Below are 25,129 nucleotides of genomic sequence, written 5' to 3'. Positions count from 1 at the left end.
ATTCGTTTAAGCAAGCCTGGCTGGCTAAAAAATCTTCTACCATGGATAAAATAGCGTTCAGGTATTGTGACTACGTTAGCCGCTGGGGTATTCTATGGCGCTTATTATCTCTATTTTTCATTTAAACGCGGAAGCCTTATTTTCATGGCCGAACAACAGTATAACCCTAAAGAAATAGAACAACAGGTTCAGCAATACTGGGCTGAAAACCAGTCTTTCAAAGCAACAGAAAATCCTGATCAGGAAAAATTTTACTGCTTGTCGATGTTCCCCTATCCCAGTGGTCGCTTACATATGGGACATGTACGTAATTACACCATTGGCGATGTGGTGAGTCGCTTTCAGCGTATGCAGGGGAAAAATGTATTACAGCCAATGGGCTGGGACGCGTTTGGTTTACCGGCCGAAAATGCTGCCATTAACAATAATACGGCTCCGGCAAAATGGACCTACGCCAATATTGAATACATGAAAAACCAGCTAAATTCACTGGGCTTTGGCTACGACTGGGATCGTGAGGTTGCCACGTGCAAGTCTGACTATTACCGGTGGGAACAATGGTTTTTCACCCGTCTTTATGAAAAAGGCTTGGTTTATAAGAAAAACTCGACGGTAAACTGGGACCCGGTGGACCAGACCGTATTAGCAAACGAGCAGGTTATTGACGGTCGCGGCTGGCGTTCTGGCGCACTGGTTGAGCAAAAAGAAATTCCTCAGTGGTTTATTAAAATCACCGAATATGCCGACGAACTGCTGGCAGATCTTGAAAAACTGGAAGAATGGCCTGAGCAGGTTCGCGCCATGCAGGCCAACTGGATTGGCCGTTCTGAAGGGGTCGATATCAAGTTTGATTTGCAGCAGACAGTGGCTGACATTGACCAGTTGTCAGTCTACACGACCCGGCCTGATACCTTTTATGGCGTTACCTATGTGGGTGTTGCTGCGCAACATCCGTTAGCCCTACATGCTGCAAAAAATAATCCTGAGCTGGCTGCTTTTATTGAAGAATGCAAAAACACCAAGGTGGCCGAAGCTGAACTGGCTACCATGGAGAAAAAAGGCTGTGACACCGGCTTATTTGCTATTCATCCGCTAACAGGTGAAAAACTTCCTATATGGGGCGCAAACTTTGTATTGATGGATTATGGTTCTGGCGCGGTTATGGCGGTACCGGGTCATGACCAGCGCGACTGGGAGTTTGCGACCAAATATGCCTTGCCAATAAAACAGGTTATCCAGCCCCTGACCAATAACGCAACCGAATGCGATTTGAGTACAAGCGCATACACCGAAAAAGGCACTTTGATTAACTCGCAAGAATTTGACGGTCTGCAGTTTGAAGACGCTTTTGCGCAAATTGCCCAGAAGCTCGAGACAGCAGGTTATGGCGCCAAAAAAGTAAATTACCGGTTACGTGACTGGGGCGTCAGCCGTCAACGCTATTGGGGTACCCCCATTCCAATGCTGAATCTGGAAAACGGCGAATCTGTACCGGTACCGGCAGAACAACTGCCCGTTGTCTTACCTGAAGATGTACAAATGAACGGCACAACCTCGCCGATTAAAGACAATCCAGACTGGTCGCAAACCTCGTATCAGGGACAGCCCGCCCAGCGCGAAACTGATACCTTTGACACTTTTATGGAGTCGTCGTGGTATTACGCTCGCTATAGCAGTGCCCAAAATAGCGAGGCAATGTTAGACCCCAAGCAAGCTAACTACTGGTTGCCGGTAGATCAGTATATCGGCGGTATCGAACACGCTATTTTACACCTGCTTTATTCGCGCTTTTTCCATAAGTTGCTTCGTGATGAAGGTTTGGTCGAGTCAGATGAGCCCTTCAAACGTTTGCTGTGTCAGGGGATGGTGTTGGCCGACAGTTATTACACCGAAGACGCAAAAGGTAAGAAAACCTGGCACGCTCCGGCCGATGTTTCGGTTGAAAAAGACGATAAAGGGCGCATAGTTAACGCGTGGCTAACTACCAGCGAAGAGCCGGTTATATATGGTGGCATGACCAAAATGTCAAAGTCGAAGAACAATGGCATCGATCCGCAGAAGGTTATTGATCAATACGGCGCCGATACCGTTCGGTTATTTACCATGTTTGCAGCGCCACCGGAGCAAACGCTTGAATGGGTAGACTCAGGCGTTGAAGGGGCTAATCGCTTTTTGCGCAGAGTCTGGAAACTGGTACACGACCATTTGCAAAACCCGGTTGCAGAACAGCCAGATATGCGCAACTTATCGAAAGAACAAAAAGCCTTGCGCCGTGTACTTCACCGTACCATCGAAAAGGTTTCTGATGATTTAGGTCGCAGACAAACCTTTAACACCGCCATCGCCGCTATAATGGAATTGCTGAATCATTTGCAAAAAGCACCCCAGCAAGACAATACCGATCGCGGTATTATGCGCGAAGCCGTAGAAGCGATATTGTTGCTGTTAAACCCTATCACCCCCCATATTTGTCATGAACTGTGGCATGTACTGGGTCATCAAGGTGACATTGAAACCGCGCCATGGCCGGTGGTTGATAAAGATGCTTTGATAGAAGATGAAAAACTGATTGTAGTGCAGGTTAATGGTAAAGTAAGGGCAAAAATCACCGTAAGTGCAACCGCACAAAAGGCTGAGCTAGAAGATTTGGCTACCCGCCATACAAATGTTCAGCAATTTATTGAGGACAAAACCATACGTAAGGTTATTGTTGTACCTGGCAAGCTGGTCAACATAGTGGCTAACTAATGAAGCGTACTTTTACGTTATTGATAGCGCTTGCCTGTCTGACCCTGGCCGGATGTGGCTTTTCGTTACGTGGCTCGCAGGCATTGCCTGCTGAGCTGCAACAGGTAGCGTTAAGTGCAGTTAAACCCCATGCGTTGCTAAAGCGTGAGCTTAAAGCACGGCTAAAGGTTTACCAGATTCCGCATATTGAGGCGAGCGAGCTTGCGGGTAGCGCGAATACTGTGCTTATCCGGCTGCAACCTGAAACCCTCGAACGACGCTTACTTTCAGTCTTTTCTACCGGACAGGTCGCAGAATATGAGCTTATTTATGGCGTGAATTATCAGGTCGTGTTTCCAAACAAAGAACCGTTATACGCCTCATTTGAAGTGTTGCGTGACTACCAGGACGACCCGGATAAAGTGCTGGCCAAATCTCGCGAACTTGATTTGGTGGTAAGTGAAATGCGCAGAGAGGCTGCCGATCGTATTATTCGTCAGCTTGCTCGTCAGGCTAGCGGTCAATAAGGCGTCTATGCAGGTTTATCCTAATCGTTTTGACGAACAGCTAAAGCAGGGATTGTCTTCGTGCTACCTGTTGTTCGGCGATGAGCCCCAACAAAAATTCAGCATAATAAACGCGGTACGCCACCATGCTCGTAAAAAGGGATTTGATGAGCGCACCGTACTGGTGGCTGACAAAGACTTCAACTGGAACCAGCTGCTTGAAGCCACGCAGGCTATGTCGTTATTTTCTGCCAACATATTTATAGAATTAGAGCTACCTACCGGCAAACCCGGTTCCGAAGGTAGCAAGATGCTGCAAAGTGTTGCCCAGCGTCTGTCTGACGATATTTTACTGTTGGTGCATGGCCCTAAAATTGGCAAGGATGTACAAAAAGCAAAATGGTTTAAAACCCTTGATGCTATTGGTGTTCATTCTATTTGTTACGCGCTGGAAGGTCGGCAGCTACATAGCTGGATTCAACAAACCTTGCAGCATGTTGATGTGAAAGCCGATACGGTGACTGTGGCATTAATTGCTGATTTTTGTGAAGGCAATATGATGGCGGCTCATCAGGAAATTGAGAAGCTGGCTTTAGTGTACGCAGGACAAAGCGTAACGCGCGAGCAGGTCGAACAAATTATTGTAGACCAATCCCGCTTTACGGTATTTCAGTTAGTTGACGTGATGCTAAATGGTGAACAACAGCGTTGTGTTAAAATGCTTTATCGCCTGGAAAGCGAAGGGGTTGAACCCAACATTGTAATCTGGGCTTTAATTCGTGAGTTTCAGCTACTTTGGAAGTTAAAGATTCTGCTTGAACAAAATCAGCCTGTAAGTTGGCAACGTTTCGGAATTTGGCGTAACCGACAAGGTTGTTATGAAAATGCTCTGGCGCGTTTGTCAAAACCCGTGTTAGGGCAAATTCGCGAACAACTGAAAGAGGCCGATGTGGCTTTCAAGCAAAATCAGATAGTCCGCCCTTATGTAAAACTGTGTCACCTTTGTATGCTGTTCATGGGTGTACCGCTGAGCCTGCCTTTAGGTACCAGCGTGGCATGAAAACGCCAGTATGTGTATTTGGCGGCACCTTCAATCCGCCTCATTTAGGGCATGTTCGTGCCTGCCTCGACGCCGCTGACGAAATTGGCGTGACTAAAGTAGGATTGATGCCGGCTAAAGTGCCTCCACATAAACAGACTCATGGGGTTGCCGAACAGCACCGGGTGGCTATGGTTAATCTAACCTGTAATACCTCATCGCGGCTGTATCCGGAGCTTATTGAACTGGCGTTACCAGAGCCCTCGTATACCGTTAAAACCTTACAGGCACTGCGAGACAAAAATCCAGAGGCACCGCTTATTTTTATTATGGGCGAAGACTCCTGGCTAAATCTCACCAGCTGGTATCAGTGGTCCCGTTTGACCCAGTTTTGTCATTTGGTGATTTTAAAGCGGGCAACGCAAAATAAAGCACTCGCTGCAGAGTTAGCAGAACTTGCAGAGCAACAAGGCACGCAGTCTTTTGAACCCTTGCATAACGAATTATCCGGACGTATTTATTTTGCCCAAACCTGTTTGCAGCCGGTCTCATCGACCCAGCTAAGAGAATGGCTAAATACCAACGCAAACACCCCTTATGTTGCTACGGTAGGTGACTGGGTGTCCGATTCCGTATTACACTATATAAAAGAGAACCGACTTTATGTCTGAAAACCCGACCCGAGAAGGAGTCACTTTGCAGAACACCGAACTAAAAGAATTTGTTATTGATAAAATTGATGACATGAAAGCACGCAGTATTACCCAACTTAATGTTGAGGGAAAATCAAGCATTACCGACCTTATGGTTATTTGCTCTGGCAACTCTAAACGTCATGTTGTGGCTATTGCCGATAATTTGGTCGTAGAGGCTAAACAAGCCGGTATAAAACCCTTAAGCGTGGAAGGAAAAGAAACCGGCGAATGGGTACTGGTTGATTTGGGTGAAATTATCGTGCATGTCATGCAGGACGAAACCCGCGATTTTTATCAGCTTGAGAAGTTGTGGTCATAATATCGTAGTGACACATACAGCTGCGGTACAACTTGTAGCTGTATGTATCAAGCCAGATTCAGAGGTAACGCTTTGCGCATTCAAATAGTCGCGGTAGGCACAAAAATGCCTGGCTGGGTTGAAACCGGCACAAACGAGTTTTTACGTCGATTTCCGGTGGATTTGCCCGTAAGCTTTACCGAAATACCTGCTCAAAAGCGCGGCAAAAATGCAGATATTAAACGCATTTTGCAAAAAGAAGGTCAGGCCACTCTGAGCGTTATTCCTAAAGACCATCGTATCGTTACTCTGGAAGTGACCGGCAAACCCTGGGATACACCCACTTTAGCCCGTCAGCTTGACCAATGGAAGATGGACGGCCGGGATGTTAGCTTACTTATCGGGGGTCCTGAAGGGCTGGCGCCCGAGTGCATTGCATTGGCCGAACAGCGCTGGTCATTATCCCCCCTCACCCTGCCCCACCCTCTGGTAAGAGTTATCGTCACCGAAAGTCTTTACCGGGCATGGTCAGTTACGCAAAATCACCCTTACCATCGAGAATAACTTTTACATGGTAAGAAAACGTCAACATATTCGCGATCATACCGCTGAGTCCAATTTGTTTGCCCGGCGCGCTGCTATTGCGTTGCTTATTGTCGTAGGCATGCTTGCGGTTGTGATCAGTAATTTGTATAGGCTGCAGGTAAATCAGTTTGAGGACTATCAGACCCGGTCTAATGGTAACCGGATCAAGGTAGTACCCATTGCGCCCAATCGCGGTCTCATCTATGACCGCAACGGGGTACTTCTTGCCGAAAATCGACCGGTATTCAGCCTTGAAGTTATTCCTGAAAAAGTAGAGGACCTGGAAGATACCCTGCAAAAATTAACTACATTGATGCAACTTACCCCAGAAGAGCTGACCAATTTCACCAAAAACAGTCAGGGTAAACGGCGTTTTAAACCCGTGGCATTGCGAACACAATTAACCGAATATGAAGTAGCCCGCTTTTCTGCTCAACAGCATTTGTTTACAGGGGTGTCTATTGAAGCACGATTGTCGCGTCACTACCCGTACGGTGATACTCTCACCCATATTCTGGGATATGTGGCTAAGATAAACAAAAAAGATTTACAGAAAATTGTAGAGGCAGGCCAGGAAGCTAATTACGCCGCTACCCATGATATTGGCAAGCTTGGAATAGAAAAATACCATGAGGACAAACTTCATGGTGAGGTAGGTTATCAGCAGGTTGAAGTAAACAGCCAGGGTCGCATTATTCGAATTTTACATGTCGACCCGCCCACGCCGGGCAAAGATATTGTGCTCAATGTTGATTTGCAAATGCAAATAGCCGTGCAAAAAACGCTGCAAGACCAACGGGGTACTGTAGTGGTTTCAGACCCGCGAACCGGCGGGCTGCTGGCAATGTATTCTAACCCCAGCTATGATCCGAACTTATTTGTGCATGGCATCAGTCAAAAGAATTACAGTGCGTTGCTTAATTCACCCGACCGGCCACTTATTAACCGGGCTACTCAGGGCCAGTATCCGCCAGCTTCTACCATTAAGCCGCATCTGGCATTACTGGGGCTTGACAGTGATACCATTTCGACCAGCTACACTATAAATGATACCGGACGTTTCCGACTGCCCAATGTTTCGCATGTCTGGCGCGACTGGAAACGCTGGGGCCACGGCAAGGTAGATGTTGCTAAAGCCATCGAGGTGTCGTGCGATACGTATTATTACGACCTGGCCTATAAGTTAGGTATCGACAAAATCAGTGCAGCGATGAGTGAGTTTGGATTTGGCGATTATACCGGCATTGACCTGTACGAAGAGTCCGATGGCAATATGCCAAGTCGCGGCTGGAAGCGGGCCCGGTTCAATCAGCCGTGGTATATCGGCGATACTATTCCGGTAGGTATCGGACAAAGTTTCTGGACCGCCACCCCCATACAGTTAAACCAATCAATAAACACACTAATAAATCGGGGCAAACGTTATGTTCCCCAGTTGATGCGCGGGTACATGCAAGACAATGGCGAGGTAGAGCTGGAATCCCTTAAAACATTGCGTCCTTACCAGATTAAGCAACAAAAAAACTGGGATATTGTGTTAGATGCCATGTGGAAGGTAGTCAACGGTGAGGAAGGAACAGCTCGCCACGCTTTTGATGATGTGGGTTACGTTTCAGCCGGTAAAACCGGAACCGCGCAGTTATTTTCGGTCGGTCAGAACGAGTCCTACAATGCTGACGAAGTTGCCGAGCATTTACGTGACAATGCCATGTATGTGGGTTTTGCACCTTTTGAAGACCCGCAGGTATCGGTAACCGTGGTCATTGAAAATGCCGGAGGAGGCAGTTCTAACGCGGCGCCGGTAGCTCGTCAGGTCATGGACTTTTACTTTGACCATATGGCCTCAGACCTGTCGAGTGTACAAAGCCAGGAGATGATGTGAAGTCAGCCAAAAGCACCATCAAACACCATAAAACCAGCTGGTTAGTGCGTTGTCATGTTGATGCCATTTTACTTATAGGCCTGATCGCGCTGACCGGGGTTGGTTTGATTACATTATACTCAGCAGCAGGTCAGGATATCGCTCAGATGGAACGGCAGCTGACCAGACTCGGGGTGAGTTTTTTAGTCATGTTAGGGCTGGCTCAGTTGCCAATCATGTTTATCCGACGTCTGTCTCCGGTTAGCTTCGGGGTGGGTGTGCTTATGTTAGTGGCCGTTATCTTTTTCGGCGATATGGGCAAAGGCGCTCAGCGCTGGCTTGATTTGCAATTCATTCGTTTTCAACCTTCTGAAATGATGAAACTTGCCGTGCCCATGATGGTTGCCTGGTATATAAGCAAGTTTACGTTACCGCCACGCACTTTGCATATTATCGGGGCATTTTTACTGGTCGTGTTTCCCACCATATTAATTGCTAAACAACCTGATTTGGGCACCTCGCTACTGGTAGCCAGTTCGGGGATATTTGCGATATTTTTAGCGGGCATGAGCTGGCGCCTGATCATGCTTGTCGCCGGCTTGATGGGCGCTTTTTTACCGGTGATGTGGTACTTTTTAATGAAAGAATACCAAAAACAGCGGGTGCTTACTTTTCTTAATCCGGAAAGCGACCCTTTGGGTTCGGGTTACCATATTATTCAATCAAAAATTGCCATAGGTTCCGGCGGTCTGGAAGGTAAAGGCTGGTTGCAGGGCACGCAGTCACAACTCGAATTTTTGCCCGAACGCCACACCGACTTTATCTTTGCGGTATTTAGTGAAGAATTTGGTTTATTAGGCGTGTTAGGGCTGTTGGCTATCTACTTATTTATAATTTGTCGAGGCCTGATAATCGCAAATAGAGCGCAGGATGCGTACAGCAAGCTTTTGGCTGGCAGCATTACGCTGACTTTTTTTGTGTACGTTTTTGTAAATATGGGGATGGTGTCAGGGCTATTGCCAGTGGTTGGTGTCCCCTTACCGTTAGTAAGTTTCGGTGGCACATCAATGGTGACACTAATGGCAGGTTTTGGCATGCTTATGCGTATTGCAACTCAACAACGATTTTTAACCCGATGACCTCGTTTTCATTTTGCAGACTAATACTAGCCGCTATGGCTTTATATTGGCTTACTGGCTGTCAGACACCCAGTGGACGTTATGCACAACATCAGGACTCTGCGCCCACATTTGAACACGGTGCCTATGACCAAACCGATGCTACCCCTCGCTTCGAACCGTACCGAAGCTTTAATAGCCGACCTTACGAAGTTTTGGGTAAACGGTATTATCCTATGCAAACAGGCAAAGGCTTTGAGCAGGAGGGTTTTGCTTCATGGTATGGCCAAAAGTTTCACGGTCATTTAACCTCCAATGGTGAAACCTATAATATGTTTGCTATGACGGCAGCTCACAAAACCCTGCCTCTGCCCAGTTTTGTCAGAGTAACCAATCTGGCCAACAATAAGAGCGCGGTAGTGCGGGTAAATGACCGCGGGCCGTTTCATTCAAACCGGATTATTGACCTGTCTTATGCCGCAGCTCACAAGTTAGATTATCAGCAACACGGCACCGCGCGGGTGCGCATAGAAGTCATTCATTTTGACGATAATAATAACGTAACTGTAGGTAACTCGCCCACGGTGAGCTTCACCGAATATGCGGCGCTCACTTCAGATACCGCTACTGCACCCGACAAATTACAGACAGCAAAAGAACCCGCTGTTCCCGAAGTTAACAACCAGCCTGAGCAATATGCTGCACAATCTGGGGTAAAATCTGATGATGTGTACATTCAGGTGGCTGCGCTTAGTGATGCTGACAAAGCCAAATCGGTGTCGACTATTTTATCCAAACTGTACCAGGTTCCATCGCAAATACCGCTGGTAAACAACATCTACAAACTTCGGTTAGGCCCATTGCGTGACCGGTTCCAGGTGAAAATGTTACTTGAAGAGCTTAAAAGGAATGGTTACCCCAACGCTTATACTGTTGAAGTTCAGCTGTAAGCATGTTGGTAAGCGGACAAAAATGTTTTATACAGCTCATCATGATGCTTTAACTTACAAAGCATGTTTTTCATAGCAAAACAGGTAAACTTTTGCGTGCAAACCTAGTCCTGTCCAAAGGCATACGGTACACTTTGTAAAAGTTTTGAAAGTATCAACAACACGGTAATTAAGATCACTCATGTATAATAATAGTAAACGCGCTAAGCATTCAGCCAGTGTCTACGGTATGGCCTTCATTACACTGCTGCTAACGGTATTTTGCCTGACAGCAAATGCGGCCGTCGTCACCCCTCCTCCTCCTAACGTAGATGGTGAGGGCTTTGTGCTGATGGATTTTGACACCGGCCATGTTATTGCTTCAAAAAATGCAGATATGCAGGTTTTTCCAGCCAGTCTGACTAAAATGATGACGACCTATGTTATTGGCAAAGAATTGGAAGCCGGCAATATCAGCATGGACGATGAAGTCACCATTTCAGAAAATGCCTGGGCCAAGAAATTCCCCGATTCGTCGAAGATGTTTATCGAGGTAGGTACACAGGTAAAAGTCGCAGACTTAATTCGCGGTATTATTATTCAGTCAGGCAACGATGCGTGTGTGGCCATGGCCGAACATGTGGCAGGCTCAGAAGATGCTTTTGCCAGCATGATGAACGCCCATGCGCAATCTCTGGGTATGACCGGCTCACATTTTGTGAACAGCCATGGTCTGCACGACCCTGAGCATTATGTTACGCCTTCGGATATGGCTATTTTATCGCGGGCGCTGGTCTCTGAAACCCGTAAAATCTACGATATCTACAGTGAAAAAGAATTTAGCTACAATGGCATCAAGCAATACAACCGTAATAGCCTGCTGTGGGACAAAAGCCTGAATGTTGATGGTATTAAAACCGGCCACACCTCAGATGCGGGTTACAGTTTAATCACATCAGCAAAACAAGGTGATATGCGTTTGATTGCAGTGGTTATGGGGACCGACAGTGAGCGTTCGCGCAAGGTAGAAAACAAAAAACTATTGCGTTATGGCTTTCGCTTCTACGAAACGGTAACTCCATACGAGGCAGGCAAAAGCTTTGTTGCGCACCGCATTTACATGGGCGACCGCGACACAGTAGACCTGGGTATTAACCAGGCCACACCCATTACCATCCCCCGTGGTCAGGCTGAAAATCTTGAAGCAAATTTTGAGCTAGACCAAAAACTTGAAGCACCCTTAGCCAAAGGCGAGGTGGTAGGTACGTTGTATCTTCAGCTGGAAGGTAAAGACGTAGCAAATTACCCGTTGGTCACCTTACAGGAAGTAAACGAAGGCAGTTTACTGGATCGCGTATGGGACTGGGGAATGCTACAAATTGGCTGGGAAGAATAAACCATATAAAATACAACAAAACTAGTTCTAAGGCGGTCAGATTTGTTACAATCTGACCGTTTTTTATTTGCAGTCAAGGATATCGCATGGATACCCATTTTGATGAACTACTGGATTTCCCGACCTTTCAAACATTTAAGGTTATGGGCGTAGCAGATGACGACCTTCCTAATCAGGTAGTTACATGTTTGCAAAAGCTTTCGCCAGGGGATTACAGTCCAACCGTTAAGCCAAGCAGTAAAGGCAATTATCATTCTATCTCGGTGAGTGTTAAGGTGACCAGTAAAGAGCATATGGAAACTATCTATACCGAGCTGGCAGAACTTGAACTGGTGAGGGTTGTATTATAAGTGGCTACTGAGCTTCCCCGACTAATTGTTCGGCAATTAGGGCGCCAGGCTTACACACCTGTCTGGCAAAAGATGCAAGGCTTTACCGATACCCGGACGCCTGAGTGCGCCGATGAAATGTGGCTGGTTGAACATGACCCCGTTTTTACACAAGGGCAGGCAGGTAAAGCAGAACATATTTTAATGCCAGGTGATATTCCGGTAGTCAATGTTGATCGGGGAGGACAGGTAACCTACCACGGCCCTGGCCAGCAGGTTATTTACTTGCTGATTGATATTAAGCGGCGCAAGTTGGGTGTCAGGCACCTGGTTAATGCGATGGAAAATGCAGTCATTTCGCTTTTGGCTGAATCTAACATCCAGGCTTATGCCAAAAAGGATGCCCCAGGCGTATACGTTGATGAACAAAAAGTGTGTTCATTAGGCTTACGCATTCGCCGCGGTTGTTCTTTTCATGGCTTAGCGTTAAATGTTGCAATGGATTTGTCTCCGTTTGACAGAATCAATCCGTGTGGCTATGCGGGCATGCAAATGGTTGATACTCAGCGCCTTGGTGGGCCTGAATCACTTGCTCAGACGGGTCCAGCGCTTATCGCGAATTTACTAAATGAATTAGACATTCAGAATACACAGTATAAAGAAGGTTTTGATGAGTAACGCACGTCCCCAAGCTGGAGTGAAGCTCCGCGACGATGAAAAAGTCAAACATATTCCGGTCACCATTGTACCGACCGAAAAAGAAGAGATGCTGCGCAAGCCTGAGTGGATAAAAATCAAGCTTCCGCGCACCACTGACAAAATTGATCACATAAAAAAAACCCTGCGCAAAAATAATTTGCATTCGGTTTGTGAAGAAGCAAGTTGCCCGAATCTGGCAGAATGTTTTAATCATGGTACTGCCACCTTTATGATTTTAGGTGATATTTGTACGCGTCGTTGTCCGTTTTGTGATGTGGGGCACGGTAAACCATTACCGCCTAGCGCTGAAGAGCCAGAGAAACTCGCCACCACTATTGCTGAAATGGATTTAAAATATGTTGTGATCACCTCGGTAGACCGAGACGATCTACGAGATGGTGGCGCGCAGCATTTTGTTGATTGCATTAATGCGATTCGCAAGCACAGCCCATCTACAACGATTGAAGTATTAGTCCCTGATTTTCGCGGACGTATGGACCGTGCTCTGGAAATATTCAAACACGGTGTGCCCGATGTGTTTAATCACAATCTTGAAACCATTCCACGCTTGTATCGTGAGTGCCGGCCCGGGGCTAATTACCAGTGGTCTTTAGACTTGCTGAAAAAGTTTAAAGAACAACATCCCGATATTCCCACAAAATCTGGATTAATGATGGGCATGGGAGAAGAAAGTGATGAGATTAAAGGGGTTTTGCGCGACCTTCGCGCGCACAATGTAAATATGCTTACGTTAGGTCAGTATTTACAGCCAAGCCGTCATCATTTTCCTGTGAAAAAATATGTACATCCTACTGAGTTTGATGCGCTGGGCGATTACGCCCGCGAAATAGGTTTTACACAGGCGGCATGCGGGCCTATGGTTCGTTCAAGTTACCATGCAGATCAACAAGCTGCGGGTAAAGAAGTTAAATAATTAGCGTACAAAGTACGTAAAATTAATCAGTAGATAAAATAAAAAAACCGGCACTTTGCATCTGCCGGTTTTTTTGTTTGTTAAGAATGAAGCTTAAATTAGGTAAGCTGAAGTTTATCCATTAATAACACCGCCTGGGTTCGGGTGTTAATATCAAGTTTACGTAAAATAGCACTGATGTGCGCTTTTATCGTGGCTTCTGTGACATTCATTTCATGCGCTATTTGTTTATTCATCAAGCCTGCACGTAAAAACGATAACACCTGAATTTGCTTTGGCGTCAGCTCTCTGAAGCGTTGTAACAACTGTGCCATCTCAGCATTTACCGACTCTAACTCAGCCTGCATAGATTCAGGGATCCAGGTTCCGCCCTTAGTAATATGCATAATAGCCTGGGCAATGTCTTTGGTGGGTGTCGATTTTGGAATAAAACCCTGAGCCCCCAGGCTCATTACCTGAGCCACTACCTCAATACCTTCGCTGGCAGACACTACGGCTACCGGGATATCAGGATAGGCTTCGCGAACCGAGATTAAGCCGTTAAAGTACTCTGCCCCCGGCATGGTTAAATCCAGCAATATAAGTTCAATTTCACGTTGTTCGTTCAGTACAGACAACATTGTATCCAGCGAGTCCGCCTCAAGAATTTCCGTATCTTCAAAATACGGTGTGAGAGCGCCCCGCAATGCCTCTCGAAACAAGGGATGGTCGTCGGCAACCAATATCTGCATCATGTTTATTCTCAAACCTAAATTATTGTGTACTACAGTAATACTTAAGACTAATAAGTAAAAGTAAAAAAGGCAAATATACCGGGTAAACAATAAGTTTTATTACGAAGCAATTGGAAAAAACTGCAAGACAGGTAAAATCGGGGCAATTTTATGATTTGAAAGAGCCGACATTGTGAGCAAACAAGACAAAATCTTTGCCACCCCCATGCAATCTGTCGAAGACTTTACCTTTGACGAAGCTGTGGCAGATGTATTTCCAGATATGATAAAGCGGTCGGTCCCCGGCTATCAGACCATTGTTCACACCATTGGTGAACTGGCCAGTCGCTATGTCAAAAGCGCAACCCGCGTCTATGATTTAGGTTGCTCGTTAGGGGCCGCCAGTTTATCTGTCGCCCGGGCAACGCATGCTATACCCTGTGATATTGTGGCAATAGACAGCTCACCGGCTATGGTTGAGCGATGCAGTCGAACCGTGCGCTCCTTTGCGCTCTCAAATCCTATCACGGTTGAGCAAAAGCTGGCACAAAACACCAAAATTGAAAACGCCTCAATGGTTATTATGAACTTCACCTTACAGTTTATTAAACCAGATGAGCGCTTAGCGTTGTTAACCTCTATTTATAAAGGTATGAACGATGGCGCTATTTTAGTTTTGTCAGAGAAGGTCAGTCACCCTACCCTGCAAGGCAATGAGTTACTTATTGATTTGCATCACCAGTTCAAACGCGATAATGGTTACAGTGAACTCGAAGTATCACAAAAGCGGGCTGCGTTAGAAAACATTATGCTGACCGACTCGTTTGAAACCCATGAGAATCGGTTGTTTGAAGCGGGCTTCAGTGACGTTGTAAAGTGGTATCAGTGTTATAACTTCATGTCGTTAGTAGCGATCAAGGGACAAACATTATGAATCAACTTGCACGCAGCTGGTTTGATGATGCCTACGCTTGTCTGATAGACAACAACCTGAGTCACTGGCTTGAAACGCTGCCAGCCCAAATTAACTTATGGGACCAACAGGGCCAGCGCGGGGAGTTTAACAAGTGGTGTCGATTACTTGCAAAACTACCCCAGGTATCCTCACCCGACATTGAGCTGTCTGCCCAGGTTAAAATAGGCAGTAGCGAAGATATTACCGAGTATCAGAAAAAGCAGATAACCGGCTTGTTACAGCAGTTTACGCCCTGGCGTAAGGGCCCGTTTGATTTATTTGGTATTGAAATAAACACTGAATGGCGTTCAGACTGGAAGTGGGATCGGGTGGTCGGCCATATTAGTCCCCTGGCTAATCGAAAGGTGCTGGATGTAGGATGTGGCAGCGGCTATCACTTATGGCGCATGTACGGTGAACACGCAAGGTGTGTGTTTGGCATTGACCCTACCAATTTATTTTTAGTTCAGTTTCAGGCCATCAAGCATTATCTGGGGGCTGCACCCGTACACTACCTACCTCTTGGAATAGAACAAATGCAAGCGGTTCAGGCTTTTGACACGGTGTTTTCTATGGGTGTCTTATATCATCGCAAAGACCCTCTTCAGTTTTTAGAACAGCTGAAATCACAACTTCGAAGTGGCGGTGAACTGGTGTTAGAAACCCTTGTAGTCGATGGCGACGAGCGCACTGTGGTTATGCCGGGCGAGCGTTATGCGCAAATGCGCAATGTTTGGTTTTTACCTTCGGTGGCAGCATTAACCACGTGGTTAGAGCGTTTAGGCTTTAAAAATATTATCATCGCCGATGTAAACACAACCAGTTTGGATGAACAAAGAAGTACTAACTGGATGACAAATCAAAGTTTGCAGGATTTTCTGGACCCTGAAGACATTAGCAAAACCATTGAAGGCTACCCTGCACCAAAACGAGCGGTACTGGTGGCTACCCGAAAATAGCTACTTGTCTGCTATGTTGTCACTATTGCACCATATTGGCGTTTAAGCGCTTTATCATGGTGCATGCCCTCGGCTTTTACAGGGTGCCAGGCTTTGGCCGCACCTTGTAACTTTACCGCATACAATTTAAAGCGACATATCGTCTCTTTTTTATTCTAAACCTTAGACCTGCCCCCCTAAGCTAAGGTTATTGCAGCCGATGTGATCATTACTGCGCGCGTTTGCGTTTTAATTGCAAAATGATTATACGGCAATGGCCTGAAATGTGCTTTGTGAGATATTACTCCACACTTTCTGCCACACGTATAGGATTGGTTTTCAACTCTATTTGCTTGATAAGGTCGCTCATGACATCAATTCAAACGCTGGTATTCACCGACATGGATGGCACTTTGCTGGATCACAATACCTATAGCTTTGAGCCTGCAAAACCCACGCTTGATGTGTTATCTGAACAGCGTATTCCGGTTATTCCTACTACCAGCAAAACCTTTGCAGAGATGCTGGTGTTAAGGAACAGAATTGGCCTGACGGGTCCGTTTATTGTAGAAAACGGGGCGGCAGTCTATATTCCTCGCAATTTCTTTGACCAAAAACCGACAGGTACCGTATGGCAGGATGGTTTTTGGTGTAAGTCTTTTATTTCGGCCAACCACCACTGGCTGCAGATTCTTGAACAAATAAAAACGGACTGCGAGTATAAATTCACTCATTTTAGTGCCATGACGTTAGCGCAAATCCAAGATGCCACAGGCTTAGACGAAGACTCAGCGAAACTTGCCGCAAGCCGGCAGTACGGCGAACCCGTCTTATGGCAGGATGAACAGAGCAAAAAAGAGGCTTTTTTAAAGACTATAGCAGCGCGCGGTGCTCATCCGTTGGAGGGCGGCCGTTTTATTCATATTTCTGGAGATTGCGACAAAGGCCAGGCATTAAACTGGCTGTGTAGCGAATACCAGCGGCAGAATAAAACGACCACACAATCTATTGCACTAGGCGATGGTAACAATGATGTGGCTATGCTTGAGGCGGCAGATATTGCCGTTAGAATTGCCTCGCCCAGTCATGAGCCACCCACATTAAAAAAAGAAGAACAGGTTTACACCAGTACCTTACACGGCCCGGCGGGCTGGACTGAAATCCTTTCAAAATTGCTTTCATTACCTATTTAGGAGTATACATGGCCGATTTTTATCAAAACGGTGTGGTGACAACCTTACATAATCTGGCGAACCGCCCTACTGAAGAGCTTGAAGCCGAGTTGCTACGCTTTTCACAAAAGCGACCCATGGCGCTTATTTTGCCCTCACTGTATTCCGAACTTGAAGGCGAAGCATTGCCTGATATTATCGAGCATCTGAAGGATGTTCCCTATCTTTCTGAAATTGTTATTGGTCTGGACAGAGCAGATAAAGAGCAATATAAAAGTGCGCTTAAGTTTTTTGGAAAACTTCCCCAGCACCACCGGGTATTATGGAATGATGGCCCTCGTCTTCAGGCTATTGATAAAGAACTAACCGAAATGGGGCTTGCGCCAAAGGAGTTAGGTAAAGGCCGTAATGTCTGGTATTGCATGGGCTACATTCTGGCTTCTAACCGGGCCGAATCGGTGGCGCTACACGATTGCGACATTGTTACCTACAACCGGGATTTGCTGGCCCGGTTAATTTACCCGGTGGCCAATCCAATGTTTAATTATGAATTTTGCAAAGGCTATTATGCCCGTGTGGCAGATGGCAAAATTAACGGGCGGGTCTCGCGACTGCTGGTAACGCCACTGTTACGCGCGTTAAAGCGCACGTTAGGCGACAATGAGTATCTCGAATTCATGGACAGTTTCCGGTATCCATTAGCCGGAGAGTTTTCTTTCAGACGCGATGTGTTAAACGACATTCGCATACCCAGTGACTGGGGTTTGGAGATTGGCGTACTTTCTGAAATGCACCGTAATTATTCTCATAATCGATTATGTCAGGCTGATATCGCCGAAACTTACGACCACAAACATCAGGACCTGTCGCTGCATGACGATCAGGGTGGATTGTCGAAAATGTCTATCGATATTACCAAAGCGCTGTTTCGAAAGCTGGCGACGCAAGGCGTTGCATTTAGTCCTGAAACCTTTCGCGCAGTAAAAGCGACGTACTATCGAATCGCATTGGATTTTGTCGAAACCTATCATAATGATGCGGTTATGAATGGTTTAACTTTAGATATTCACCGTGAAGAAAAAGCGGTAGAGATGTTTGCAAGTAATATTATGAAGGCCGGCCAAAGCTTTTTAGACAGCCCGATGGAAACCCCTTTTATCCCAAGCTGGAATCGCGTCACCAGTGCGGTGCCTGATATTTTAGATCGCTTATTAGAAGCGGTAGAGGCAGATACATCTGAATTACTGGAGTAGTCTATGACCACGAACTGGAATTCTTTAAACGAAAAAATCAAACATCATTTAGAAGCGATTTTTGCCCAGGTGAATTTAGACACTTCTGTGGGGAAAATCGCTGATGAACTGATGCATGCGATGCGCCTGAAATCAGACGATGACATTGTGGTCCCCCAGCATCATTGTAACTACTGGGATGAGCAAGATGTGATGATGATCACCTACGGTGACAGTATTGTAGATGGCCATGAGAAACCGCTCTTTACATTACACCGGTTTTTACAAACTTACTGTAAAAATACGATTAACAAAGTGCATTTGCTACCGTTTTACCCTTACAGCTCTGACGATGGGTTTTCGGTCATCGATTATTCCAGTGTTAACGAAGCATTGGGTGAATGGTCTGATATTAAACGTTTAGCTGACGATTACGGTCTTATGTTTGATCTGGTGGTCAATCATTGCTCTGCCCGCAGTGCCTGGTTTGAAAATTTCATCAAAGGTGAAGGGCCCGGCAGTGATTTTTTCTTTACAGCCAGCCCTGATGACGATTTATCGCAGGTAACCCGCCCTCGGGTTTCACCGCTATTGCGCGAAACCCAGACCCAAGAGGGAACAAAGTACGTGTGGTGTACGTTTAGTCACGACCAGGTCGATTTTGATTTCAGCAATCCAAAAGTGCTTTTGGCTTTTATGAAAATCATTCGTCTGTATATCGACGAAGGTGCAAAAGTATTTCGATTAGATGCTGTCGCGTTCTTATGGAAAGTGGTGGGGACCACCTGTATTAATCTTCCCCAAACGCATGAAGTTATTCGGTTAATGCGTACGTTGATTGAACATGTTGATCCCAGCATTATTATCATTACTGAAACAAATATACCAAATCGCGAAAATCTGACCTATTTCGGTAATGCTAATGAAGCTCATGCTATTTACAACTTTTCATTGCCACCTTTGCTGGTTAATACTCTGGTGACGGGTGACTGCCGTTATCTGAAAAGCTGGATGATGAGTATGCCACCTGCGCAAAATGGCACCACTTATTTTAATTTTATTGCTTCACATGATGGTATTGGGCTGCGCCCGGCTGAAGGTCTACTCGATGATGAGGAAATTTCTACGCTGGCACATACCATGCAAAATTATGGGGGGAAAATCTCGTGGCGGGCGTCGGCTCATGGTCAGCAAAAGCCTTATGAGATTAATATTACCCTGTTTGATGCTTTGCAGGGCACCGTCAATGGTCCTGACCGCTGGCAGATTGAACGCTTTATCTGTGCCCACGCTATCATGCTGGGTATGGAAGGAATGCCCGGTATCTATATTCATAGCTTACTGGGGACGTCTAACGATTACGAAAAAGTAGCCAATACAGGCCAAAATCGTTCGATTAACCGTAAGCGTTGGGAGTTTGATGAAATTGAGCGGCTGCTTGATGCGCCCTACTCTCAGCATCATCAGGTTTTAACGCAGATGTCCCAGCTTATTCGTATCCGTAAAGCGCAGCCGGCATTTCATCCAAATGCGACTCAGTTTACCTTGCAACTGGGTAATCAGCTGTTTGGTTACTGGCGTCAAAGCCTTGATCGCACGCAAAGTATTTTTTGTGTCAGTAACATTTCAGTCGATGAGCAAGTGGTATTGATGTCAGACATCAATCTGCTGGCAACCGAACACTGGATTGATTTGATTAGCGGTGAAGCCATTGAAGATGACAATGGCTACTTACGGCTTGCTCCGTATCAAACAGTATGGATTTGTAACCAGCGCCCCTCCTAGCGCAGGGTAAGCTGCCGAAATGGCGATGGCAGACAATACTGCCTTCGCCTTATCTGACTGAATAGAAAATTGACCTGAAAAGCGCTAGCGCCTGCCTCTGATCTTCGCCATAATTGCCCGTGTTTTCAAAGATAAATCAATGGGTTTTGAATGGCAGCAAATAATTGGTTAAGTTTACAAGATGCATTGAAAGTAATTTATCAGCAATCTTGTCCGGTTACCGACTTGCAAGAATGCCCGGTATACGAAGCATCAGGCCGAATTTTGGCCAACACACTCTATGCACCCATGAGCGTGCCAGGACAAGATGTGTCATCAATGGATGGTTATGCGCTGGCAGTTCCCCCTTCAGTGGAAAGCGATACCTTTGAAGTGGCTGCAACTATTTTCGCCGGCGATGATGCCGGTGCTGTTACTTTGAAGCAGGGTCAGGCCGCCCGAATTATGACAGGCGCCGGCATACCTGCAGCGGCCGACCGGGTTGTGATGCAGGAAAACACGGTTTTAACAGACACCAGGGTAAAGGTAACCTCGTGGCCGGATGCCGGTGAAAATATTCGGTCGGCCGGTGAAGACATCACCAGCGGCGATGAAGTCATTAAATCGGGCACCCGTTTAAAGCCCGAGCATCTGATGTTATTAAGCTCTTTAGGTATTACCTCCATTACTGTATATCGCAAGCTCAATGTAGCGCTGCTTGCCACCGGTGATGAGTTAAAAGCGCCAGGTGATACGCTAAAGCCTGGCCAAATATATAACTCAAACAGTGTTGGTATTGCAGCTTTATTGCAACCCTACCACGTAAATATCATTGACCTGGGCATTGCTGCTGATAGTCAGGAAACCCTGACCCGTATATTTAAAGAAGCCATAAAAAATGCCGACGTCTTGATAAGCTCAGGTGGGGTATCGGTGGGTGACGCCGATTTTGTCAAACCCACATTGCAGGCTTTGGGAAATATCGATTTTTGGAAGATTGCTATAAAGCCTGGTAAACCCTTTGCTTTTGGTCATCTTGAAAACTGTTTATTTTGTGGCCTACCGGGCAACCCCGTGTCGGCCTATGTCACCACACAGCAATTAGTATTACCCCTGATCCAAAAGCTTCAGGGCGAAGAAAACCGGTCCGAACCTCTGACGATTACCGCGACCCTCACTCAGGCTATCCGTCATCGCCCGGGCCGGGCTGAGTTTGTTCGTGCCTGGATAAGCCGTGATACTACCGGCAACTGGAAGGCTACGCCGCTTTCAAAACAAAGCTCGGGGGTAATGACGACAGTAACTAAGGCCAACGCCTATATTTTAGTTGCGGCCGACAGCACCGGCTTATCAGCGAATGACCCGGTTTCGGTCCAACCTTTTAGCGTGTGCGGCGATTGGAGTACTTTCACCCAGTGACCTTATTTACCCCCCGCTTTGCTCTTGAAAGTAAGCGACTTATTCAGCTTACCTGGCCGCTGCTTATCGCTCAGATAACACAAATGCTGATGGGCGTGGTCGATACCATAATGGCTGGACAATACAATGCTGTAGACATGGCCGCTGTGGCATTAGGCTTCAGTATTACCATTCCTCTGATGTGTTTTTTACAAGGGGTTGCCCTGGCCCTCCCCCCTATCATTTCGCGATATCAGGGTAAAGGTGCGTCGGGTCAGGTCGCCTTTGCTGCTCAGCAGGCTGGTTACTTACTATTGGTCATAGGTATCGCCATTTTAAGCCTGTATCCGGTAGTACCTCATATTTTAAAATGGTTTCCGATGGAGCCTGAGTTACACAGTATTACCCTTGACTATGTCCGCTATGTATTACTAAGTATGCCAGCCTTTGCCCTGTATCAATGGTTAAGAAACTATTGTGAGGGGCTGGGCAATACCAAGCCGACGATGATTATTACGGTTATTGGGCTTGGGTTTAATATTGTCGCAAATTATCTGTTTATCTACGGCGCCGGGCCCATACCCGCCTTTGGCGGTGCAGGCTGTGGTATTGCTACGGCCATTGTGATCACGGTCATGTTTTTCTCAACGTTGTTGTATACCGCCCGTAGTCGCAGACTTAAAGTATTTGGTTTATATGAAAAGCTGCATCGGCCCGCACTCAAAATGATGCTACGTACGTTTAAGCTTGGTTTTCCGGTGGCAATGACATTGCTATTTGAAGTGACTCTGTTTGCCGTTGTGGCATTGCTACTGGCCCCCTTTGGAGCGACTACGGTCGCCGCGCATCAGGTAGCACTGAACTTCTCGTCACTTATGTTTATGTTTCCCCTTAGTATGGGAATGGCGGTATCGATTCGGGTGGGCTATCGGGTTGGACAAAGAAATTACCGTCAGGCCAGAACCGCCGTACACAGCGCACTGGTTATTGGTTTACTGGTGGCTATAGGAACCGCCAGCTTTACACTACTGGCGAAAGATTTCATTATCGGTCTTTATACCAGTGACCCTGCGGTCTCCTCATTGGCAAGTGCGTTATTGATATATGCGGCGATGTTTCAGTTTTCTGATGCTATCCAGGTTATCTCTGCCAATACATTGCGCGGTTACAAAGATACCACCGCCATGTTTATTATCAGTTTTCTGGCTTACTGGGGCGTGGGCCTGCCTACCGGGGTTATTCTTGGCCGTACAAATTGGGTCACGGACGTACCGATGGAAGCTGCTGGCTTTTGGATAGGGATAATCGCGGGTCTGAGCTGCGCAGCGGTTTTGTTAGGCGCTCGGGTCTATCATGTTATTAAACAGCAACCTCAGAGCGCGCTGGCTTAGCCTGGCTTAGTGAAACGGCAGATTCTTTGCAATTCTGGCACGTCGGTCAATGTCGTGTGTGGTCAAAAAAAGACTCCGGCTCATCCTGTTTTTCGGGATTATCGGGGTCATGTGATAATTGCCGGGCAATCTGCGGATCATCAGGTTCGTCCGGAGTTTCCCAGCTATACGTTTTGCGTTTAAGTTGTGGGTCTTTGCGCCACCAAATCAGTGCGGCAATAAACCCAGACAATCCTCCAAAAAAATGCGCTTCATAGGAAATATTGGGTTCGGTAGGAAATATTGTTAACACCATGGTTCCGTACATAAAAAACGCAATCATCATCAGCGCAACTGAACGGGCATCACGCCGTAAAATCGATACCACAAACACATAAAAAAACAAGCCGTGAGCTAACCCACTTGCTCCAAGATGGTTTGATTCACGACCAAACAGCCAGACGCCCAAACCACTGCCTATCCAGGTTATCACTATTACTTTGAAGCGGCTTTTGGGGTAGCCGTACATTAACGCACTACCAAGTACCAGCAGCGGCAAAGTATTATTAAACAAATGCTCGTATCCAGAGTGCACCAGTACCGAGGTTATAACACCATGTAACCGGGAAATCTCCAGAGGATAAACTGCCAGTACAGAGAGTGGCAGGTTAAACAACACGCCTGCCGATTGAATTATCCACAACAGTGCTACCGCACAGGTTACACTTTTGATTGCACCCGCCAGGCTATAGGTCGGTTTTGATGTCATTAGAACCTCTTAACAGCCAAGGTGACGGGTTTATTTTGTAGTGCTTACAAAAGTGATTTTTATACTCACATCAACAGGCTGTATTAGCTTACGAATTTTTTGTAGGTTTGCGGCGTATCAATATCAAGCGCTGCTTCTGCATGAGGTACCGGAATACAAGCAGGGGGAGATTGCGCCATAGCATCACGCAGTAGCATACCCGCCCCACTGTCGCCTGACAGCTGTGTCAGTAACGGCCAGAAACAGCGCGGAAAAATAGCCGGAGCCGTCGCCCGGCCCTCCCAGAAACTCGCGATAATTGTTTGGGGTTCACTTTGCGCGACTTCCCACAGGCTGTTCAGGCTCTGTGTTGTTACCAACGGCAAATCGCCTAACGTGACCAACAAATGTGTTATGTCAGCGGGTTGGCGCTTAACACATTGCACCGCCTGATGAATGCTGGTGGCCATACCCTGTTGCCAATGGGTGTTCTGCACAAGGTTTACCGAGGCGGCAAAGGGTTGCTGGCTTAACGCATTGTGATAGGCGCCGCTAACCACGATAATCGGCAGCCTGGATAAAGGCCTGCACTGTTCAATACAATGTCCCAGCAAAGTTTGCCCGCCGGCTAGCGGAGCTAACATTTTGTTACCGCCATAGCGCTGTGAACAGCCTGCGGCCAGAATAGCTATGCCGAGCATGCGTCCTCGATAATAAAATTAGTTTGGTAAGATTTATTGTGTAAGGCAGCATGTGCCTGAGACAACATAGACAGCGCAATAGACTCAGGCAGCTCACCCCCAATATCAAAACCCGCCGGAGACTGCAGCGGCGTGGGCAGATCGCAGCTGCGTAACATTGCCTGCTCTAGTACACGCTGGGTACGATGCGTCGGGCCCAACAGGGCTAAATATTGCAATGCAGAAGGTGGCTCAGCAGCTATAGCTTTTAAACATTCTGCATCTAAACTTACCTGATGGTGCATCGCAATAACGGCCCTTGCCTGCTGGTAGTCAGTCACGTTATTGACCGAACCCGCCGGCTCTTTTGTACATTGTACTGCATTAGCAAAGTCAGTGGGTCGGGCATAGCGCGCCCGTTCGTCATTTACCAGTACCCGCCACCCAATACGACTGGCTAAATCACATACCGGTACGGCATCTACTCCACCGCCTAAAATCAGTAGCGTGGGCGGCGGCTCGATAACATGACAGAAACTTTCAGTGCTGTTGGCAGCATCACCTGTGTACACCTTCGCCGAATTCATCGTTTTGTTTTGACAGTATAATACCGACTGATGATTGTTTAGCATGCTTCGTACATCAGCTAAATATAAATAATGATTATCAGCGGTCACGGGCTGCAACAGTAATGTGACCTCGCCCCCGCAGCCAATTCCCAGCCGCCAGGCTACATCGCCCTCTTCGCGCATGTCATACGTCACTGTTCGTGCTTTGCCGGTCATCCAGCACTTTTGGGCATGATGATACAAGTCGCTTTCAAGACAGCCGCCACTCACTACACCAAACTGATCGCCAGAGTCATTGAAAAGCATCATAGCGCCGGCTTTACGATACGCAGAACCCCGGGTTTGCACGATAGTGGCTAATAGCCACCGACCTTCATCTTTATGCGTAAACCAGTGTTCTAATAAGTAGCAAAAGTGATGTTTCATAGTTTTGGTATCTTTTGACTCGCGCGGTGCATTTGGCATTCATCGAAC

24 protein-coding genes are annotated in these 25,129 nt (G+C 46.7%); 20 read left to right on the top strand and 4 right to left on the bottom strand.

The annotated features are described in order from the left end of the window. The first annotated feature begins 144 nt into the window (after nucleotides 1-144). From leuS to lipA, 13 genes are all read left to right on the top strand, one after another. The gene (gene leuS / locus JK130_RS04455; protein WP_218353015.1) at nucleotides 145-2,748 is read left to right on the top strand and encodes a leucine--tRNA ligase; all 2,604 of its coding nucleotides are present in this window, start codon (nucleotides 145-147) and stop codon (nucleotides 2,746-2,748) included. Further along, entirely contained in the window at nucleotides 2,748-3,254 is a 507-nt protein-coding gene (locus JK130_RS04450) for an LPS-assembly lipoprotein LptE (protein WP_218353014.1), read from the top strand. The genes leuS and JK130_RS04450 overlap by 1 nt, the downstream gene beginning before the upstream one ends. A 7-nt stretch (nucleotides 3,255-3,261) precedes the next feature. Next, a complete protein-coding gene (holA, locus tag JK130_RS04445) occupies nucleotides 3,262-4,293 on the top strand; it encodes a DNA polymerase III subunit delta (RefSeq protein ID WP_218353013.1) in 1,032 nt (343 codons plus the stop codon). Further along, nucleotides 4,290-4,943 (top strand): nicotinate (nicotinamide) nucleotide adenylyltransferase, encoded by a 654-nt coding sequence (gene nadD / locus JK130_RS04440; RefSeq protein WP_218353012.1) that lies wholly within the window; start codon nucleotides 4,290-4,292, stop codon nucleotides 4,941-4,943. Before holA ends, nadD begins: the two co-directional genes overlap by 4 nt. Then, nucleotides 4,936-5,286, top strand: coding sequence for a ribosome silencing factor (rsfS, locus tag JK130_RS04435; protein WP_425514584.1), 351 nt, complete (start codon nucleotides 4,936-4,938; stop codon nucleotides 5,284-5,286). The genes nadD and rsfS overlap by 8 nt, the downstream gene beginning before the upstream one ends. Nucleotides 5,287-5,358: 72 nt before the next feature. Next, nucleotides 5,359-5,829 carry a 23S rRNA (pseudouridine(1915)-N(3))-methyltransferase RlmH gene (gene rlmH / locus JK130_RS04430; protein WP_218353011.1) on the top strand — a complete coding sequence of 157 codons (471 nt, stop codon included), beginning with the start codon at nucleotides 5,359-5,361 and terminating at the stop codon, nucleotides 5,827-5,829. Nucleotides 5,830-5,836: 7 nt separating this feature from the next. Beyond that, a complete protein-coding gene (mrdA, locus tag JK130_RS04425) occupies nucleotides 5,837-7,732 on the top strand; it encodes a penicillin-binding protein 2 (RefSeq protein ID WP_218353010.1) in 1,896 nt (631 codons plus the stop codon). Continuing rightward, nucleotides 7,729-8,850, top strand: coding sequence for a rod shape-determining protein RodA (rodA, locus tag JK130_RS04420; protein ID WP_218353009.1), 1,122 nt, complete (start codon nucleotides 7,729-7,731; stop codon nucleotides 8,848-8,850). Before mrdA ends, rodA begins: the two co-directional genes overlap by 4 nt. Nucleotides 8,851-8,885: 35 nt before the next feature. Then, nucleotides 8,886-9,779: a septal ring lytic transglycosylase RlpA family protein gene (locus JK130_RS04415; protein ID WP_218353008.1), complete on the top strand. Its 894-nt coding sequence runs from the start codon at nucleotides 8,886-8,888 to the stop codon at nucleotides 9,777-9,779. Nucleotides 9,780-9,960: 181 nt separating this feature from the next. Then, complete coding sequence (locus tag JK130_RS04410) at nucleotides 9,961-11,154, top strand: serine hydrolase (protein ID WP_425514583.1); 1,194 nt, start codon at nucleotides 9,961-9,963, stop codon at nucleotides 11,152-11,154. 86 nt (nucleotides 11,155-11,240) lie between these two features. Next, entirely contained in the window at nucleotides 11,241-11,504 is a 264-nt protein-coding gene (gene ybeD, locus JK130_RS04405) for a DUF493 family protein YbeD (protein ID WP_218353007.1), read from the top strand. Between the two features lie 72 nt (nucleotides 11,505-11,576). Then, nucleotides 11,577-12,161, top strand: coding sequence for a lipoyl(octanoyl) transferase LipB (lipB, locus tag JK130_RS04400; RefSeq protein ID WP_246587693.1), 585 nt, complete (start codon nucleotides 11,577-11,579; stop codon nucleotides 12,159-12,161). Next, nucleotides 12,154-13,116, top strand: coding sequence for a lipoyl synthase (gene lipA, locus JK130_RS04395; RefSeq protein WP_218353005.1), 963 nt, complete (start codon nucleotides 12,154-12,156; stop codon nucleotides 13,114-13,116). Before lipB ends, lipA begins: the two co-directional genes overlap by 8 nt. 98 nt (nucleotides 13,117-13,214) lie before the next feature. Here lipA and JK130_RS04390 read toward each other — a convergent pair whose 3' ends face one another. Then, complete coding sequence (locus tag JK130_RS04390; RefSeq protein WP_218353004.1) at nucleotides 13,215-13,850, bottom strand: response regulator transcription factor; 636 nt, start codon at nucleotides 13,848-13,850, stop codon at nucleotides 13,215-13,217. Nucleotides 13,851-14,022: 172 nt separating this feature from the next. Here JK130_RS04390 and cmoA point away from each other — a divergent pair, with 172 nt between their 5' ends. The 7 genes from cmoA to JK130_RS04355 all read left to right on the top strand — a co-directional run bounded on the left by cmoA (nucleotide 14,023) and on the right by JK130_RS04355 (nucleotide 22,679). Then, nucleotides 14,023-14,763, top strand: a complete 741-nt coding sequence (gene cmoA, locus JK130_RS04385; RefSeq protein ID WP_218353003.1) for a carboxy-S-adenosyl-L-methionine synthase CmoA — start codon at nucleotides 14,023-14,025, stop codon at nucleotides 14,761-14,763. After that, complete coding sequence (cmoB, locus tag JK130_RS04380; RefSeq protein ID WP_218353002.1) at nucleotides 14,760-15,743, top strand: tRNA 5-methoxyuridine(34)/uridine 5-oxyacetic acid(34) synthase CmoB; 984 nt, start codon at nucleotides 14,760-14,762, stop codon at nucleotides 15,741-15,743. The genes cmoA and cmoB overlap by 4 nt, the downstream gene beginning before the upstream one ends. Nucleotides 15,744-16,090: 347 nt before the next feature. Continuing rightward, the gene (locus JK130_RS04375) at nucleotides 16,091-16,915 is read left to right on the top strand and encodes an HAD-IIB family hydrolase (protein ID WP_218353001.1); all 825 of its coding nucleotides are present in this window, start codon (nucleotides 16,091-16,093) and stop codon (nucleotides 16,913-16,915) included. 8 nt (nucleotides 16,916-16,923) lie between these two features. Further along, on the top strand, nucleotides 16,924-18,147 hold the full coding sequence (locus tag JK130_RS04370) for a glycosyltransferase family protein (RefSeq protein ID WP_218353000.1): 1,224 nt from the start codon (nucleotides 16,924-16,926) through the stop codon (nucleotides 18,145-18,147). Nucleotides 18,148-18,150: 3 nt separating this feature from the next. Next, a complete protein-coding gene (locus JK130_RS04365; protein ID WP_218352999.1) occupies nucleotides 18,151-19,911 on the top strand; it encodes a sugar phosphorylase in 1,761 nt (586 codons plus the stop codon). Nucleotides 19,912-20,061: 150 nt separating this feature from the next. Then, nucleotides 20,062-21,309: a molybdopterin molybdotransferase MoeA gene (gene moeA / locus JK130_RS04360; protein ID WP_218352998.1), complete on the top strand. Its 1,248-nt coding sequence runs from the start codon at nucleotides 20,062-20,064 to the stop codon at nucleotides 21,307-21,309. Further along, nucleotides 21,306-22,679 carry an MATE family efflux transporter gene (locus JK130_RS04355; protein WP_218352997.1) on the top strand — a complete coding sequence of 458 codons (1,374 nt, stop codon included), beginning with the start codon at nucleotides 21,306-21,308 and terminating at the stop codon, nucleotides 22,677-22,679. The genes moeA and JK130_RS04355 overlap by 4 nt, the downstream gene beginning before the upstream one ends. 46 nt (nucleotides 22,680-22,725) lie before the next feature. Here the strand turns inward: JK130_RS04355 and JK130_RS04350 are convergent, their stop codons facing one another. The 3 genes from JK130_RS04350 to JK130_RS04340 form a co-directional block, all read right to left on the bottom strand. Beyond that, a complete protein-coding gene (locus JK130_RS04350) occupies nucleotides 22,726-23,427 on the bottom strand; it encodes a rhomboid family intramembrane serine protease (protein WP_218352996.1) in 702 nt (233 codons plus the stop codon). A gap of 83 nt (nucleotides 23,428-23,510) precedes the next feature. Further along, nucleotides 23,511-24,107, bottom strand: a complete 597-nt coding sequence (locus JK130_RS04345) for a nucleotidyltransferase family protein (RefSeq protein WP_218352995.1) — start codon at nucleotides 24,105-24,107, stop codon at nucleotides 23,511-23,513. Next, complete coding sequence (locus JK130_RS04340) at nucleotides 24,095-25,081, bottom strand: XdhC family protein (protein WP_218352994.1); 987 nt, start codon at nucleotides 25,079-25,081, stop codon at nucleotides 24,095-24,097. The genes JK130_RS04345 and JK130_RS04340 overlap by 13 nt, the downstream gene beginning before the upstream one ends. Nucleotides 25,082-25,129: the final 48 nt, after the last annotated feature.

It is taken from the genome of Alteromonas lipotrueiana (assembly GCF_019249245.1).
Classification (GTDB): Bacteria; Pseudomonadota; Gammaproteobacteria; order Enterobacterales; family Alteromonadaceae; genus Alteromonas; species Alteromonas lipotrueiana.
This window is presented reverse-complemented; position numbering and strand designations above follow the sequence as displayed.

Bases quoted from the DNA above. Each gene is read 5' to 3' on its own strand.
- leuS (WP_218353015.1), top strand. From the start codon at position 145: ATGGCCGAACAACAGTATAACCCTAAAGAAATAGAACAACAGGTTCAG.
- JK130_RS04450 (WP_218353014.1), top strand. From the start codon at position 2,748: ATGAAGCGTACTTTTACGTTATTGATAGCGCTTGCCTGTCTGACCCTG.
- holA (WP_218353013.1), top strand. From the start codon at position 3,262: ATGCAGGTTTATCCTAATCGTTTTGACGAACAGCTAAAGCAGGGATTG.
- nadD (WP_218353012.1), top strand. From the start codon at position 4,290: ATGAAAACGCCAGTATGTGTATTTGGCGGCACCTTCAATCCGCCTCAT.
- rsfS (WP_425514584.1), top strand. From the start codon at position 4,936: ATGTCTGAAAACCCGACCCGAGAAGGAGTCACTTTGCAGAACACCGAA.
- mrdA (WP_218353010.1), top strand. From the start codon at position 5,837: ATGGTAAGAAAACGTCAACATATTCGCGATCATACCGCTGAGTCCAAT.
- JK130_RS04415 (WP_218353008.1), top strand. From the start codon at position 8,886: ATGGCTTTATATTGGCTTACTGGCTGTCAGACACCCAGTGGACGTTAT.
- JK130_RS04410 (WP_425514583.1), top strand. From the start codon at position 9,961: ATGTATAATAATAGTAAACGCGCTAAGCATTCAGCCAGTGTCTACGGT.
- ybeD (WP_218353007.1), top strand. From the start codon at position 11,241: ATGGATACCCATTTTGATGAACTACTGGATTTCCCGACCTTTCAAACA.
- lipB (WP_246587693.1), top strand. From the start codon at position 11,577: ATGCAAGGCTTTACCGATACCCGGACGCCTGAGTGCGCCGATGAAATG.
- lipA (WP_218353005.1), top strand. From the start codon at position 12,154: ATGAGTAACGCACGTCCCCAAGCTGGAGTGAAGCTCCGCGACGATGAA.
- JK130_RS04390 (WP_218353004.1), bottom strand. From the start codon at position 13,850: ATGATGCAGATATTGGTTGCCGACGACCATCCCTTGTTTCGAGAGGCA.
- cmoB (WP_218353002.1), top strand. From the start codon at position 14,760: ATGAATCAACTTGCACGCAGCTGGTTTGATGATGCCTACGCTTGTCTG.
- JK130_RS04375 (WP_218353001.1), top strand. From the start codon at position 16,091: ATGACATCAATTCAAACGCTGGTATTCACCGACATGGATGGCACTTTG.
- JK130_RS04370 (WP_218353000.1), top strand. From the start codon at position 16,924: ATGGCCGATTTTTATCAAAACGGTGTGGTGACAACCTTACATAATCTG.
- JK130_RS04365 (WP_218352999.1), top strand. From the start codon at position 18,151: ATGACCACGAACTGGAATTCTTTAAACGAAAAAATCAAACATCATTTA.
- moeA (WP_218352998.1), top strand. From the start codon at position 20,062: ATGGCAGCAAATAATTGGTTAAGTTTACAAGATGCATTGAAAGTAATT.
- JK130_RS04350 (WP_218352996.1), bottom strand. From the start codon at position 23,427: ATGACATCAAAACCGACCTATAGCCTGGCGGGTGCAATCAAAAGTGTA.
- JK130_RS04345 (WP_218352995.1), bottom strand. From the start codon at position 24,107: ATGCTCGGCATAGCTATTCTGGCCGCAGGCTGTTCACAGCGCTATGGC.
- JK130_RS04340 (WP_218352994.1), bottom strand. From the start codon at position 25,081: ATGAAACATCACTTTTGCTACTTATTAGAACACTGGTTTACGCATAAA.